Genomic DNA, 14,475 nt, shown 5'->3' on the forward strand with positions numbered 1-14,475 from the left:
CATGCGGTGCATTTAAAACCGTGCGTAAATTCATTGGCAGCTGCGTTCGAGACTACCGCACGGTTTTTTAACTTTGCAATCCCGGACGCGGCTGCTTTTTTCTCATGACTGCACTGTGCTCGATGGCCTTTAAATAGTAAGGCAGATTTTTAAGCGATAAAAACTGATCCGACGGACGTTTAACCAGTCTGAACGTCTCATTCATCACGACATGTTTAATAATAATAGGGCGCTGGAATGTTCCATCATCAATCAGTGCTTCTTTAAATTTCTCATATACTTTTTCTGTTCTGTTTAAATCGTAAACTGCTTCGTAACTGCTGTCGATCAGAATGTTGAAAGGGTTAATAAAATGTTCGCCTGCATAATCGTGAAGAATGAAAAGGTAGTAGCAGTACTCCGTAGCCAGAAGTACGTTTATCAGCTCGTGATCTGTGCCGATGATTACTTCGCAATGCCAGAACAGCTCCATGTTTTCCTTATTAATTTTGCTGAGATACAAATCGAAATGCTCCTCCAGCAGATCCATCCGCTGCATTGCTTCGTATTCTTCAGTTTCGTCATCGCTAAAAGGCAACCGGTTATACAGAAATTCGTAGACTTTCAGTTTTTCATTTTTTTGTCTCACGGCAAAGCTCCTTTAATAATGATAGATACATTATTAACCGGTCGTATAATACGGTCAAAACACAGAAACTTAAAAAAAGGCAAAAAAATACAACAGATTTCCCCGTTTCTTCAATACAAATAAGGAAATCTGTTATAATTAACAAGCAGTTAATTTAAAACTGAAGTTAAAGCCAGTCATTCTCACGATACTTTTTTTTCAGTGTAAAACCCGCACCGAAAATAGCGATAAACACCACGACGGACAGTATTGCCATAACTATCATTTCTTCGGCGATAAACACTGAAAATGCAACCATCATTGCCACTGCGAGAACAGCCAGTATTAAAAATACAGCTTTTGATTTTTTCTTTTCCATAAGTAGTCCCCTAAAAGTCATTTGTCTTATTTTGAATTATATCACAAAAAATAAATCTCTGAATGTTCAAACTGGTAAAAAATGTGGTATACTGATACGGTTATAAAGATATTCTATATACGAAGGGAAAATCCTCTTGATGAACCTGAGAGAAAACATTAGAAACATAGCAATTATTGCACACGTAGACCATGGTAAAACGACGCTGGTAGACCAGCTTTTAAAACAATCCGGTATTTTCCGTGAAAATGAACACGTTGAAGAACGTGCCATGGACTCGAATGATATTGAACGTGAACGAGGAATTACAATTCTGGCAAAAAATACGGCAATCGATTATAAAGATACGCGTATAAACATTTTAGACACACCGGGTCACGCTGACTTCGGCGGTGAAGTGGAACGCATTATGAAAATGGTTGACGGGGTAATCCTCGTTGTCGATGCATATGAAGGGACAATGCCTCAGACGCGTTTCGTACTGAAGAAAGCATTGGAACAAAACTTAAAACCTGTAGTAGTAGTAAACAAAATTGATAAACCGAGTGCACGTCCTGAAGAAGTAGTAGACGATGTTCTTGAGTTATTTATCGAACTTGATGCGAATGATGAACAGCTTGAATTCCCGGTTGTATATGCATCTGCAATGAACGGTACAGCAAGTCTTGAACCGGGTCAGCAGGATGAAAACATGCAGTCAATCTACGATACTATTTTAGATTACGTACCGGCACCTGTTGATAACAGTGACGAGCCGCTGCAGTTCCAGGTGTCACTGCTGGACTATAACGACTATGTCGGCCGTATCGGAATCGGACGCGTATTCCGCGGTACGATTAACGTTGGTGAAACAGTATCATTAATTAAAGTGGACGGAACGACTAAAAACTTCCGAGTGTCGAAAATTTTCGGTTTCCTTGGACTGACACGTGTAGAAATTGACAGTGCGAAAGCCGGGGATCTGATTGCAATTAGCGGTATGGAGGACATCAATGTAGGTGAAACGATTACTCCTACTGATGTTCAGGAACCACTGCCGATAATGCATATCGATGAGCCGACACTGCAGATGACATTTGCAGTAAACAACTCACCGTTTGCAGGCCGTGAAGGTAAACACGTTACAGCGAGAAAAATTGAAGAGCGTCTGCACCTTCAGCTGGAGACTGACGTATCGCTTCGTGTAGATCCGACAGATCAGCCGGATGCATGGAAAGTGGCAGGACGCGGTGAGCTTCACCTGTCTATTCTTATTGAGAATTTACGCCGTGAAGGGTTCGAGCTTCAGGTTTCAAAACCTGAAGTAATCGTCCGTGAGATTGACGGAGTTCAATGTGAGCCGTTTGAGCGTGTACAAATCGACGTACATGAAGAAAATACGGGAAGCATTATCGAATCTATGGGCGCACGTAAAGGTGAAATGCTCGATATGGTAACAACAGGTAACGGACAGACTCGTCTGACATTCCTTATTCCTGCACGCGGACTTATCGGATACCGTACAGAATTTATGTCAATGACACGCGGCTATGGTATTATTAACCATACTTTTGAAGAATACCGACCGTTAGTTAAAGGACGTATCGGCGGACGCCGAAACGGTGTACTTGTATCGATTGATAAAGGTGCTGCAAGCACGTACTCAATCCTTGCACTTGAAGGACGCGGAACGAACTTTATGGAGCCGGGTACAGAAGTTTACGAAGGAATGATCGTCGGTGAAAACTCACGTGAAAATGACCTTGCAGTAAATATCACTAAAGTAAAAGCTGCAAACAACATCCGTTCAGCAACAAAAGAGCAGACGACTACGATGAAGAAACCGAGAAGTCTGACTCTGGAAGAAGCGCTTGAATATATTAATGACGACGAGCTTGTTGAGATTACGCCTGAAACAGTTCGTATGCGCAAGAAGATTTTAGAGAAAAACGCCCGTGAAAAAGCGTATAAGAAAAATAAGCAATAATAGTGAAGTGGAGTGAGGCAGTTGTTTAATCCTCTCATTCTCCTGAACACACAAAGTGGGACAGGCTTAACTGAGCGTCTCACTTTCTTTGGGAGATTATATGGTCTGGATTCCAATCCTGAGGCAGGTATGTGGTATTTATTCATTACGATTTTCGTGCTGTGTGCTATCGTGTATCAGCTGGGATTTGCCCGCAAAGTGAAGCTGTGGCAAACGGTGGTTATTTATATACTGATGTTTATCGGTGTAATATTCCTAACGTTTTTCGGAGCATTTTATCCTGTTGCCGAGTGTTTAATTGTTATTGCAATTATTCTTGCCGGCTACAGATACAGACTGCATAAAGAAAGAAAAGAAGGAAACATTGCACAGCCGAAAGGGCCGCCGGCGCAATAAATAAAAAACGCGAACATTATGTTCGCGTTTTTTTTATTGGAACTCAATTTTAGTTACGTAAACCAGACGTTCTTTTTCGATGCCGTCTTCGCCGACGACGAGCAGATCAAATAATCCGTCTTCGTGCAGACGTTTCCCTTTGTTTGAGAAATGTGCATAAAACGTTTCGCGGTCTTTATAGAGCAGTTCTGTTTCACCGTCATTATGTACAAAAACAATTTTAGCATTCTCGTCTTCATATGCTTCGGCATATTCAAGGAATGGTGCCAGACTGATAACGAATGAACTTTCCAGCAGTTCGCGTTTCTTAAATTTCTTTTCGGATTTCAAAGTCGGCGGTTTAGTTTCGCCTTCGATAATCTGGCGGTTCCATTCAGATTCATCGTTAAAAGTGATTTCCTCGCTGTCTTCCCCATGTGACAGTAAATCCTCGAGGACAATTTTGCGGTCATCGAATATCCATGTCGATGGATCCAGGGTAATTTGATAACGGACATTGCCGGTAAGTTGAATAATCATAAATATCGCTCCCTTTGCTTAAAAATTATAGCAAAGTTTTCTATAAAATTATACAATGGAAACATAAACATTCACGATTACGTCCTTGAATGTCACTTGCTTTTTGCCGAACGTTAAGATAAAATTTTATGAAGAGTAAATGAGGGGGGAACCGCGTGTCTGCTGAAAAACAATTAAGTAAAACTGCTTATGATCAATTGGACAAAGACGCCGACAGAATTCTCCAACTAATCGAAGTTCAAATGGAAAATTTAACGATGCCCCAGTGTCCGGTTTTTGAAGAAGTACTGGATACACAAATGTTCGGACTATCGAAAGAAATAAATTTTGCAGTGAGACTTGGTTTGGTTGACGCACAAGACGGCCGTGATATACTGGATCATCTTGAAGTTGAAGTATCCAAAGTACACGAAGCATATATGGAAAAAGAAAAGAATCAAGTCTAAAGAATATTTCTTTAGACTTTTTTAAATGAGGGACCAGCCGTGCAATTTATAAAAAACTTTTTCAACTACGTTAAATCGTATTCCAAGTACGTTGACTTTTTAATATTAATCGCATATGTTGCACTATCGCTCATCGGTCTGGTCATGGTATACAGTGCGAGTATGGTACCTGCACAGATGAACGAGGGTAATTCTGAACATTACTATATCAGACACCTGATGTTTATCATTCTCGGTTTCGGCCTCGTATTTTTTATGACGTACTTTATGAGCGGGAACTTTTTTAAGATGAAAGGTGTCCAGCTGCTGATGCTCGGAGCAATTATCATTCTGCTTTTGGTAACGATGTTTTTCGGTACCGAGGTCAACGGGCAGCGTAACTGGATCAGAGTCGGAGGTTTTGGCCTTCAGTCATCTGAATTTTTTAAAGTCGTTGCGATATTGTATTTAGCGTACATATATTCAAGAAGAGAAAAAAGAATCGACAACGATGAACTGACGAGTATAATTCCACTTGTATTTATTCTCGTGGTTTCAGGGATGGTTATGATTAACGACTTCGGTACGTGGATGGTTATTGCTGCGATTATTCTCAGTATGTTTTTATATATCCGTATTCCGCTGAAGGTAATAGGCTGGACAGCAGCGCTTGGAACAGTAACGCTCGGAGTCATCGCAGGTGTACTCTATCTGGTGAACGGCTCCGTGCTGTCGAATTACCAGATGCACCGTATCGAGACGTTCTTCCATCCCTTTAACGACCCGATGGGAACGGGATATCAGCTGACCAACTCACTGATCGCGATATCCCACGGCGGCCTGTTCGGTACAGGCATAGGCAATGGAATAATTAAACTCGGTTATCTTCCGGAACCGCATACGGACTTTATAATGGCGGTTATCGCGGAAGAACTCGGTCTGATCGGCGTATTATTTATCGTCCTGCTGTACCTGGTAATTATATTGAAGGCATTATCCTATGCCCACCGTTCCACGGATACATTTTACAGAATCATCTGTATCGGTGTCGCAATGTATATTACGATGCAGGTATTTATAAACGTCGGCGGTATTTCAAAAATTATCCCGCTGACAGGAGTGCCGCTGCCGCTCTTAAGTTACGGCGGATCATCATTCCTCAGCGTGTCGATTGCGATAGGTCTGTTGATTATCGCGGCCAAACACGTTAAGCAGAAAGAAATTGAACTGAAGAAATAATTGTAACAAAGCCTCCGGAAATTTTTTTCCGGAGGCTTTGTTATGCCGTTTTATATTTTACCTGTTTTATTATCGAGCTGATTTTGTGTTTTCGGCCATGACCGGCGGCCGTCGTCAACTTCGAATTCCAGGTTCACATCAGCGATATGACTTTGTTTCATAATGACTTCTTCAATATCATCACGTAATTTGTTTGTGTATTCGACAGTTAAGTCCGGAGCGATTTCTGCTACGACTTCTACGTGAAGGTCATCTCCTTCTTTCATCACGATTAGTCTTTGTATATCTTTAATATCATTGTGATTGAAGACGATTTGTGAAATGCGCTGTTCCATCTGCGGATCGCTTTCACCAAGCACACCTGCCGCATTTTCCATAAACACTTTATAAACAATATAGAACATCATGAGACCAATCATTACCGATACGACACCTTCTGCCTGTTCGATGCCTGCGAAACGGCCGAGCAGTATACCGATAATAGCGAGCAGCGCACCGGAAGTCGCTACTGTATCTTCTAAAAAGACAAGCTTGGTTGCCGGTTTGGCACGGTTCATATGTTTATAACTCAGTGTGAGCGGCTTAATTCCGTCATATGGCTGCTCAGCCTGCTGCAGCAGTTCTTTGCCTGCTTTGTAGAGGACAAAACCTTCCAGTATAACTGCGATTGACAGGACACCGAGGTTTATCAGCAGCATTGTTGTGTCGGTCTGTGCTGGGAGCGGCTCGACAATATGGTGAATACCTTCCCTCACTGTTTCGTATGAAAGAATTGCAACGATAATAATGGCGAAGAGACAGACGAGGTTGACCAGTCTGCCGAACCCGAACGGAAATCTTTTAGTCGGTGCTTTCTTTGACAGGCTGGATCCTGCAAACACGAAAAGCTGGTTAATCGCGTCACCGAGTGAATGCATCATTTCGGCGAACATAGCGACGTTTGCCGTAAACAGAAAGGCGAGGCCTTTAAGACCTGCAAGAACAAAGTTTACGATAGCGGCAGTCAGCGCTGCCATACTCCCTTTTTTAAGTAAAGCAAATATTTCTTTCAATAAAATCCCTCTCCTTAATAATAAAGACATTAAAATGCAATACCCAAAAAGAGGGAAATATATGTAAAAAAACCGCCAATTTTAGGATTGGCGGTTTTAACAGTTCTAATCTTTATTTCTCGATAACAGCATAATAAAGTAGCATAACAGTCCGAACAGGAGTGTGATAAATAAAGCATGGAATAATGCGATGAAAATATTAACCATTGTAAAGACTGAAAGCATACCTGTAATTACCTGCATCATCAGCAGAGTAAATGCTATAATCCAACAGTACTTAATCAGCTTCTTGTCACTGTATTTTCTCAGTACATGGATAAGAATCAGCAGCATCCAGATTGCTAAAATTCCAACGAGGAATCTGTGACCCATCTGCACTGACTGATAAAAGTTAGCCGGCATAATTGTACCCGGCATGCAGTGAGGCCATTCCGTACATGCCAGTGAAGAGTCTGTGTGTCTGACAAGAGCTCCGCTGTATATTACAAAATATATGTAGATAGTCAGCAGTATCGTGTTGTACCTTAAGAAAGGACTGACCACAATTTTGCGTTCGTGCTGTCCGTAGGAAACTTCAAAAATAAGTACTGTCAGCAGAAACACCGCAGCAAAACATATTAATGAAATACCGAAGTGGGCTGCAAGTACGAAGTCACCTTCCCATATACCAATAACAGCTGCTGCTCCAATCAGTGACTGAATCAGAATAAAACTGAGTGACAGGTAGATGAGGAATTTCGCTTCACGGACATGTCCAATCTGTTTCCAGGCCATATATCCCAGCGCCAGCAGGAAAATAATAGCAATGCCTGAAACTCCACGGTGTGCGAGTTCAATAATCGTATCGAGCGGCCAGTCTTTCGGAATAAGCTGTCCGTGACACAGCGGCCAGGTTTCTCCGCAGCCGTCTTCAGAACCTGTTTTTGTAACAAGTGCGCCACCAATCTGGACGAAGACCATAATCAATGTCGTAATAACTGCTACAATTTTTAAATTTCTATACAAATGCAACACCTCAAACAATCGCGTTTCTGTTCGCTATACAAATAATAAATATATATCAGTACAGCGTTCTTTGCAATGTGCAAAGTTTTGAATAGCTCTTAACAATTTATAAAACTATGGTAAAATTAATTAGTGTAGAGATTCATACCATACTCTTCTGAGTATAAATCAGATCCCGTATCATAATGAGGCATATTGATGAATAATTCATGAACAATGCAAAAAGTAACAATTTAATTTCAAATATGTATAGAAAATGTGACCGGGATAATCTATTATTAAAGGTAAATGTGTTTGTTTATGAAAGGGGGGCGTATAGATGCACAGTGATGTTTACCAGCAAGAGGTACATCAGACAGCACGCAGTAAAGATTGGAAAGCAGTTAAAACACTCATCAAGGACGGCATAATTAAAGCGAATTTAATACCTGCATTTGCAGCTGGCTTTCTTGCTGTTATGTATTATAACATTTCATTTTTCGAAGCAATACCTGTCATGCTGTTGATGCTGCTCGGTACAACACTAGTCATCGGAGGCGTTTGTGCCCTTAACAATTTCTACGACAGAGATATTGACAGACTGATGAAGTCGAAACAGGAAAGACCGAGTATTGACGGAACATTTTCAGGCAAAGAGATTCTGGCAATCGGATTTACGATGGTCGGGATCGGTCTGGCAATGTTATTTTTAATCAATCCGACTGTCGGGGTTCTAGGGTTAACCGCAGCGTTTGGTTATGCAGTTGTATATTCAATTTTCGCAAAACGACATCTTGTCTCAAACACAATTATAGGAGCGATCCCCGGAGCGATGCCTCCGCTAATAGGCTGGGCTGTTTTTGAGCCTGAACTACATATATTAGCGTGGTCGATGTTCATCGTAATGTTCTTTTGGCAGATGCCTCATTTCTATGCACTTGCCATCAGACGCAGTGATGAGTATAGAGAGGCGGGTATTCCGATGCTTCCTTCTGTGAAGGGGAATGTTCGCACCAGAAACTCCATTATTCTTTGGGTGACACTTCTTTTGTTCACACCACTGATGATGTTTGAACTCGGAACATGGTTTGTTGCACTGACAGCCGTACTTAATATTATCTGGTTTTACTTAAGTGTTAACCGGTTCAAACGGATTACGGACTATAATCGCTATGCCGGGCGAATATTTGTCTTTTCACTTAACTACGTTGTGATATTTTTCGTCATGATCATCGTAGCCGGCTTACTTGTGAATATTTAAAAAGTAAATGAATGAAAGAGGGGTCTAACAATGAATTTAAGTTTTCTTAAAGGTAAGGCACTATTATTAGTTTCAGCTCTTACTCTTTTCCTTGCCGGTTGTGGTACGAATGAATTAAGTACTTTAAGACCTGCAGGTGAAGTTGGACAGGAACAGTTTAACTTAATGATTTTATCAATCATTATTATGGTGCTTGTAATTGCAGTCGTTACTGTACTGTTCACAGTTGCAGTATTGAAGAGCCGCAGAAGTAAAAAAGGTGAGGATTTTGAACCGGCTGATGTTTCCGGTAACCACACACTTGAAGTTATCTGGACATCGATTCCGATTCTTCTGCTTATCGTTTTAGCTATTCCGACTGTTTACTACGTATTTAAACAGGCAGACACTGAAGCAATGACAGATGCTGACGGCAATGTAAACGCTGAAGAAACAGTAATCAATGTCAGAGCATACCAGTACTGGTGGGAATTTGAATATCCAAACGAAGAAGTTGTAACAGCTCAGGAACTTGTCGTTCCAACAGACCAAAAAGTTTACTTCAACCTTCAGGGTGCAGATGTTAAACACTCATTCTGGGTACCGGCAGCAGGCGGTAAGCTCGATACTAATATCGACGGTATCAACAGCTTCTACTTAGTATTCGACGATGAAGCATCTCAGGAAGCGGACCGTTTATTCTACGGCAAATGTGCCGAGCTTTGCGGACCGTCACACGCACTTATGGACTTTAAAGTAAAAGCATTACCTGAAGAAGAGTACAATCAGTGGCTTGCAGATATGAAAGCAGTTGAAGAACCTGTACAGGCTTCATCTGAAGATGCACAGCGCGGAGAGGAAATCTTCAATAACTCATGTATGGGTTGTCACGCAGCTACACCGACAAGCCCGGGTGCCATGGGTCCTAACTTAACGAACTTCGGTGACCGTGATTTAATCGCCGGATTCATGGAACACAATCAGGAAAACCTTGAAGCATGGATTAAAGATCCGGAGTCATTTAAACCGGATAACAAAATGGCAGGTACTTATGAATTAACTGACGAAGAAATTCAGGCAGTAGCATCATACTTAATGGAACTTAAAGTTGAGGAAGGTTCAGGTGACGTTTCGTCATTAACTGAATCAGCTGCAGATGAAGAGTCAGAAGAGGGGGGTAACTAGGAATGTCACAGGCAACAGCACAAAAACGCGGTTTCTTGTCGGTAATCTGGGATTACATGACAACCGTTGACCATAAGAAAATTGGTATACTTTACCTGATTGCTGGTGGATTCTTCTTCGTACTCGGTGGTATTGAAGCAATGCTGATCCGTATTCAGCTTGCAGTGCCGAATAACGATTTCCTTTCAGCAGGACTGTTTAACGAAGTAATTACGATGCACGGTACAACGATGATATTCCTTGCAGCGATGCCGCTCTTATTTGCGTTTATGAACGCTACCGTACCGCTCCAGATTGGTGCGCGTGACGTAGCATTCCCATTCCTGAACGCATTGGGTGTATGGTTATTTATCTTTGGTGGTATCTTCCTTAACCTGTCATGGTTCTTAGGCGGAGCACCGGATGCCGGCTGGACAAGCTACGCATCACTGTCAATTGCATCACCTGGACACGGGATTGACTTCTACGCACTTGGACTTCAGGTTTCAGGGGCGGGTACATTAATCTCGGGTATTAACTTTGTAACGACAATTATTACGATGAGAGCACCTGGTATGACGTATATGAGAATGCCGCTTATGACATGGACTACACTTGTTGCAGGTGTACTGATTGTCTTTGCATTCCCACCGTTAACAGTTGGTCTTTTCCTACTGATTTTTGACCGTATGTTCGGTTCCAACTTCTTTATTGTTGAAGCCGGCGGTAACACGATTATCTGGGAGCACCTGTTCTGGATCTTCGGTCACCCGGAAGTTTATATTCTAATCCTTCCGGCATTCGGGATATTCTCTGAAATATTCTCGACATTTGCCCGTAAACGTCTGTTCGGTTACTCGGCAATGGTATTCGCAACAGTGCTTATCGGTTTCTTCGGATTCATGGTATGGGCACACCACATGTTCACAGTTGGTCTGGGACCGACAGCTAACGCTATTTTCGCATTAGCAACAATGGCAATCGCAGTACCGACAGGTATTAAAATATTTAACTGGATCTTCACGATCTGGGGCGGAAGCATCGAGTTCACAACACCGATGATGTACGCACTTGCATTTATCCCTTCATTCGTAATGGGTGGGGTAACGGGAATCATGCAGGCAGTAGCTCCGGCTGACTACCAGTACCATGACTCGTACTTTATCGTCGCTCACTTCCACTACGTAATCGTAGGCGGGGTAGTGTTCGCATTGCTTGCCGGTCTTCACTACTACTGGCCGCTGATGTTCGCTACTATGCTGAGTGAAAAATTAGGTAAGATAACATTCTGGTTATTCTTTATCGGTTTCCACCTGACATTCCTTATCCAGCATTTCTTAGGACTATGGGGAATGCCGCGTCGAGTGTTTACGTATCTCGATGGACAGGGCTACAACGCAGCAAACATGATATCAACAATCGGTGCATTGTTTATGGCACTGGCTGTTATCGTACTTGTAATCAACATTATTATTACAGTAGCTAAAAACGAAAGAGTCGGCCGCGACCCATGGGGCGACGGACGTACACTTGAGTGGTCACTTCCACTTCCGGTACCGTATTACAACTTTGCACAGATTCCGTTAATCCGCGGACTTGACGCATTCTGGATTGAGAAGAAAGAAGGCAACGGAGAAATGCTTCCGGCTGAATCACTGGATGACTTCCACATGCCGAACAACTCAATCATTCCATTTGTAATGTCATTAGGACTGTTCGTCGCTTCATTCGGTGCGCTCTACTTTGCTTCAGGTAAAGAGTGGGCAATCGATGCAGTGGCAGATTTACCGGTAAGACCTTGGGCGTTCTGGGTACTTGTAATCGGACTTGCAATTACATTTATTTCAATGATTGTACGTTCATTCAAAGACGACCTTGGCTACTATGTAACTAAAGAAGAAGTTTTAAGAGATCTTGAAGAACTTGAAAGGGGTGCAAAATAATGGCTGAAATGAAATATAATGTCCCTAACGAACAGTGGCCTGAGCACCCGGAGACAGCAACACTCGAAGGTAAGAATAAATTCGTCGGTTTCTGGACATTCTTAGGCGGAGAGACTGTACTATTCGCATCACTATTTGCGACTTACCTTGCACTGAAAGACAGCGTGCCAAGCTCGGATCACCTGCTTGCAGCTGACCTGTTCCACCTTGAACTTGCATTTGTCATGACGATGTTACTTCTTACATCGTCACTGACGAGTGTATATGCTGTATACCACATGCGTAACAACAATTTCAGCAAGATGCAGTTATGGTTAGCCGTTACAGTATTACTTGGTGCAGGGTTCCTTGCACTTGAAATTTACGAGTTCTATGAGTATGTTCACCTTGGACATTCATTCAGATCAAGCGCATTCGGTAGTGCATTCTACATTCTGATCGGTACACACGGTTTCCACGTAATTATCGGTCTGATCTGGATTACGGGTCTTATTATCCGTAACGCATCGCGCGGTTTATCAGTATACACTGCAGCAAAAGTTAACACTGCAGCATTATACTGGCACTTCATTGACGTTGTGTGGGTATTCATCTTCACAATCGTTTACCTGTTAGGAGTGATATAAGTGGCAGAACTAGAAGCAAAAACAATGACAGAAACTCAGCTGAGAAATCTTCGACGCCAGAGAACTAAAGAAATGCGTCTGCAGCTTACAGGATTTGGACTTATGATTTTCCTGACATTCATGGCATTCGGCATGGTGGCACTGGACTTTAACGCAACATTCATTTTAGGGATTGTAATGCTTTTCGCATTCATCCAGGTTATTCTTCAGTTCTACTATTTCATGCACATGAAAGATGACGGGCATGATTTCGCCAAACTGTTCATGGTTGTGGGAATGTTCTTTGCAATTGCATTCTGTGTAACATTCATTTATATCGTATGGATCGGTTCACCGATTTAATACAAAAAAAGATGGCCTCGTAAGAGGTCATCTTTTTTTTGGTCAACAGTTTGTCACTTTGTGTGTTTTTATCGTCTTGAGTTATAAAGGCAATGATTTTATAATAGAAGTAATAAGGACAAATTTAAGGTGGTACGGATGGAAAATATAACTTCAATAAAAATATTTGGTTTCATGGCACTTTGGAGTCCATTTTTCCTGGCTTTCGTCATTTTACTGACAGCAGTATTTTTTCTTGTGACGACAAGATGGTACAGGGAATTTGAAGGCGGGCGCCCGCTGACTCAAAAAGAAGGCGCACTGTTTGTAGTCAATATGATTTTACTATATGCGATGTACGGGGCACCAATCGATCTGTTAAGTCATATACTGTTTACATTCCACATGGTGCAGATGGCTTTTGTGCTGTTTTTAATTGCACCGTTAGTGTATTTCAGTATTCCTGAATATTTACAGAAATATTTAGTATCACTGCCGGTAATCGGACCGGTACTGCGTCTTGGAGCAAACAAGCCGCTGTTTTCACTTATGCTGCTGATAGCTGCATTTTCAATTTATCACCTGCCGGTAGTCATGGATAATCTGAAGATGAGTTCCACATTACATACACTCGTTCTCGCGATTATGTTCCTGACAGCAGTAATGGCATTTTACCCGATATTCAATAAGGTTGAACCTGAAGAAAAACACATGGGCGGGCTGTTTAAGCTGCTTTACGTATTCGGTATCGGTGCATTTGTTACACCAGCGTGTGCTCTCATTATCTTTGCGGGATCTCCGATGTATGCGACATTTACTGAAGGAGAAGCGTGGCTGAATGCGATGGCACTTTGTGTACCTGCCGGTATTCTTGACAGCATTGCAGGAGCGGGTATGATCTCCGGTCCTGAATATTTCACTAATACCACACCGTTGATCGATCAGCAGACGGGCGGAATTATTATGAAAGTGCTGCAGGAAGTTTTCTTTGGTGTAATGCTTGCGCACATCTTCTTCAAGTGGTTTAACGAAGAGCGCCAGAATGAAGATCAGATTACAGAACGTGCTTTAGCTAAAGCTCAGGCGCAAAAAGAAATGAACGAACGCTTTAGAGTATAGGAGGCAACAACTTGGACATATATTTTATCCTGCCGACAATCAGTACATCATTTATCGTACTGAGTGCGATATTTATGGCAATCGGCATTTATCATGTTAAAAAAGGAAATGTGCAGACTCATGAGAAGTTCATGACATTTGCTGCAATTTCTGCTCTGGCATTTTTCATTGTTTATATTTCAAAAACAGTGTTCCTCGGTAACACGCAGTTCGGCGGTCCTGATTGGCTTGAAATTTACTACGTAATCTTCCTGATCAGTCATATTATACTGTCGACAACAGGTGGGATATTCGGAGGAATCCAGGTGTTTACAGGCAAAAAGAACAAGCTGCGCCAGCACAGAAAATTCGGTATGACTGCAGCGGCTATCTGGTCGCTTACTGCAATTACCGGAGTTATGGTTTACATTATTCTTTATGTTTTATATCCGGGTGGAGAAACGACAGGTTTATGGGATGCGATATTCCACTAAAATTAAAGAAAACCTCTTACAG

16 protein-coding genes are annotated in these 14,475 nt (G+C 42.0%); 11 read left to right on the forward strand and 5 right to left on the reverse strand.

Annotation, left to right across the window (positions count from 1 at the left end; translation table 11 throughout):
• Window positions 1-67: 67 nt before the first annotated feature.
• Together RZ44_RS02050 and RZ44_RS02055 are read right to left on the reverse strand one after the other, a co-directional pair.
• Window positions 68-628, reverse strand: a complete 561-nt coding sequence (locus tag RZ44_RS02050) for a hypothetical protein (RefSeq protein ID WP_035807928.1) — start codon at window positions 626-628, stop codon at window positions 68-70.
• Window positions 629-794: 166 nt separating this feature from the next.
• Window positions 795-986 (reverse strand): DUF5325 family protein, encoded by a 192-nt coding sequence (locus tag RZ44_RS02055; protein WP_035807930.1) that lies wholly within the window; start codon window positions 984-986, stop codon window positions 795-797.
• A 136-nt stretch (window positions 987-1,122) separates the two neighbouring features.
• Between RZ44_RS02055 and typA the strand changes: the two genes are divergently transcribed.
• Both typA and RZ44_RS02065 read left to right on the forward strand, forming a co-directional pair.
• Complete coding sequence (gene typA / locus RZ44_RS02060) at window positions 1,123-2,952, forward strand: translational GTPase TypA (protein ID WP_035807933.1); 1,830 nt, start codon at window positions 1,123-1,125, stop codon at window positions 2,950-2,952.
• 21 nt (window positions 2,953-2,973) lie between these two features.
• Window positions 2,974-3,348 (forward strand): YlaH-like family protein, encoded by a 375-nt coding sequence (locus tag RZ44_RS02065; RefSeq protein WP_231856241.1) that lies wholly within the window; start codon window positions 2,974-2,976, stop codon window positions 3,346-3,348.
• A 33-nt stretch (window positions 3,349-3,381) separates the two neighbouring features.
• Here the strand turns inward: RZ44_RS02065 and RZ44_RS02070 are convergent, their stop codons facing one another.
• The gene (locus tag RZ44_RS02070) at window positions 3,382-3,867 is read right to left on the reverse strand and encodes a hypothetical protein (protein ID WP_052108733.1); all 486 of its coding nucleotides are present in this window, start codon (window positions 3,865-3,867) and stop codon (window positions 3,382-3,384) included.
• A 155-nt stretch (window positions 3,868-4,022) separates the two neighbouring features.
• On the opposite strand from RZ44_RS02070, the gene RZ44_RS02075 reads away from it, so the two are divergent.
• Both RZ44_RS02075 and RZ44_RS02080 read left to right on the forward strand, forming a co-directional pair.
• Window positions 4,023-4,313: an Fpa/YlaN family protein gene (locus RZ44_RS02075; RefSeq protein WP_035807936.1), complete on the forward strand. Its 291-nt coding sequence runs from the start codon at window positions 4,023-4,025 to the stop codon at window positions 4,311-4,313.
• A gap of 39 nt (window positions 4,314-4,352) precedes the next feature.
• Entirely contained in the window at window positions 4,353-5,531 is a 1,179-nt protein-coding gene (locus RZ44_RS02080) for an FtsW/RodA/SpoVE family cell cycle protein (RefSeq protein ID WP_035807937.1), read from the forward strand.
• Between the two features lie 50 nt (window positions 5,532-5,581).
• On the opposite strand, the gene RZ44_RS02085 is transcribed toward RZ44_RS02080, so the two are convergent.
• On the reverse strand, window positions 5,582-6,583 hold the full coding sequence (locus RZ44_RS02085) for a cation diffusion facilitator family transporter (protein WP_035807938.1): 1,002 nt from the start codon (window positions 6,581-6,583) through the stop codon (window positions 5,582-5,584).
• 105 nt (window positions 6,584-6,688) lie between these two features.
• The gene (locus RZ44_RS02090; protein ID WP_035807939.1) at window positions 6,689-7,588 is read right to left on the reverse strand and encodes a COX15/CtaA family protein; all 900 of its coding nucleotides are present in this window, start codon (window positions 7,586-7,588) and stop codon (window positions 6,689-6,691) included.
• Between the two features lie 319 nt (window positions 7,589-7,907).
• Between RZ44_RS02090 and cyoE the strand changes: the two genes are divergently transcribed.
• The 7 genes from cyoE (at window position 7,908) to RZ44_RS02125 (ending at window position 14,453) form a co-directional block, all read left to right on the forward strand.
• Entirely contained in the window at window positions 7,908-8,828 is a 921-nt protein-coding gene (cyoE, locus tag RZ44_RS02095) for a heme o synthase (RefSeq protein ID WP_035807940.1), read from the forward strand.
• Window positions 8,829-8,858: 30 nt separating this feature from the next.
• Window positions 8,859-9,992 carry a cytochrome c oxidase subunit II gene (coxB, locus tag RZ44_RS02100; RefSeq protein WP_035807943.1) on the forward strand — a complete coding sequence of 378 codons (1,134 nt, stop codon included), beginning with the start codon at window positions 8,859-8,861 and terminating at the stop codon, window positions 9,990-9,992.
• A gap of 2 nt (window positions 9,993-9,994) precedes the next feature.
• Complete coding sequence (locus tag RZ44_RS02105; RefSeq protein ID WP_035807947.1) at window positions 9,995-11,914, forward strand: cytochrome c oxidase subunit I; 1,920 nt, start codon at window positions 9,995-9,997, stop codon at window positions 11,912-11,914.
• On the forward strand, window positions 11,914-12,540 hold the full coding sequence (locus RZ44_RS02110) for a cytochrome (ubi)quinol oxidase subunit III (protein WP_141638966.1): 627 nt from the start codon (window positions 11,914-11,916) through the stop codon (window positions 12,538-12,540). The genes RZ44_RS02105 and RZ44_RS02110 overlap by 1 nt, the downstream gene beginning before the upstream one ends.
• Window positions 12,541-12,882, forward strand: a complete 342-nt coding sequence (locus RZ44_RS02115) for a cytochrome C oxidase subunit IV family protein (protein WP_081962341.1) — start codon at window positions 12,541-12,543, stop codon at window positions 12,880-12,882.
• A gap of 138 nt (window positions 12,883-13,020) precedes the next feature.
• A complete protein-coding gene (gene ctaG, locus RZ44_RS02120) occupies window positions 13,021-13,980 on the forward strand; it encodes a cytochrome c oxidase assembly factor CtaG (RefSeq protein ID WP_035807954.1) in 960 nt (319 codons plus the stop codon).
• A gap of 11 nt (window positions 13,981-13,991) precedes the next feature.
• Window positions 13,992-14,453, forward strand: a complete 462-nt coding sequence (locus RZ44_RS02125; protein ID WP_074431606.1) for a DUF420 domain-containing protein — start codon at window positions 13,992-13,994, stop codon at window positions 14,451-14,453.
• Window positions 14,454-14,475 lie beyond the last annotated feature (22 nt).

The organism is Jeotgalicoccus saudimassiliensis, assembly GCF_000756715.1.
Taxonomy (GTDB): Bacteria; Bacillota; Bacilli; order Staphylococcales; family Salinicoccaceae; genus Jeotgalicoccus; species Jeotgalicoccus saudimassiliensis.

Excerpts from the sequence above, each read along its gene's own strand:
- cyoE (WP_035807940.1), top strand. The coding sequence starts at position 7,908 with ATGCACAGTGATGTTTACCAGCAAGAGGTACATCAGACAGCACGCAGT.
- RZ44_RS02070 (WP_052108733.1), bottom strand. The coding sequence starts at position 3,867 with ATGATTATTCAACTTACCGGCAATGTCCGTTATCAAATTACCCTGGAT.
- RZ44_RS02055 (WP_035807930.1), bottom strand. The coding sequence starts at position 986 with ATGGAAAAGAAAAAATCAAAAGCTGTATTTTTAATACTGGCTGTTCTC.
- RZ44_RS02105 (WP_035807947.1), top strand. The coding sequence starts at position 9,995 with ATGTCACAGGCAACAGCACAAAAACGCGGTTTCTTGTCGGTAATCTGG.
- RZ44_RS02110 (WP_141638966.1), top strand. The coding sequence starts at position 11,914 with ATGGCTGAAATGAAATATAATGTCCCTAACGAACAGTGGCCTGAGCAC.
- ctaG (WP_035807954.1), top strand. The coding sequence starts at position 13,021 with ATGGAAAATATAACTTCAATAAAAATATTTGGTTTCATGGCACTTTGG.
- coxB (WP_035807943.1), top strand. The coding sequence starts at position 8,859 with ATGAATTTAAGTTTTCTTAAAGGTAAGGCACTATTATTAGTTTCAGCT.